2 tRNA genes and 1 rRNA gene are annotated in these 316 nt (G+C 50.0%); all 3 read right to left on the reverse strand.

Annotated elements, in window-relative coordinates:
• Window positions 1-2: 2 nt before the first annotated feature.
• Window positions 3-75: transfer RNA gene (locus tag C9J29_RS23970), tRNA-Ala, on the reverse strand.
• A 12-nt stretch (window positions 76-87) separates the two neighbouring features.
• A tRNA-Ile gene (locus C9J29_RS23975) sits at window positions 88-164 on the reverse strand.
• 93 nt (window positions 165-257) lie between these two features.
• Window positions 258-316: ribosomal RNA gene (locus tag C9J29_RS23980) — 16S ribosomal RNA — on the reverse strand; the annotation flags it as partial.

A 316-nucleotide genomic window follows, 5' to 3' on the forward strand; every position in this document is an offset into this window, starting at 1 on the left:
GGTGGAGCCTAGCGGGATCGAACCGCTGACCTCCTGCGTGCAAGGCAGGCGCTCTCCCAGCTGAGCTAAGGCCCCAAGAGGTATATATGGTGGGCCTAAATGGACTCGAACCATCGACCTCACGCTTATCAGGCGTGCGCTCTAACCAGCTGAGCTATAGGCCCTCTTGGAAGTTTTATATTATTAATAAACCTTCAAAACTGAACGCAAAACGTAATCTTACAAACCCAAGGTTTGTATTCCGAAAATATCCTTAGAAAGGAGGTGATCCAGCCGCACCTTCCGATACGGCTACCTTGTTACGACTTCACCCCAA

The sequence above is a fragment of the Lysinibacillus fusiformis genome (assembly GCF_003049525.1).
Taxonomy (GTDB): domain Bacteria; phylum Bacillota; class Bacilli; order Bacillales_A; family Planococcaceae; genus Lysinibacillus; species Lysinibacillus fusiformis.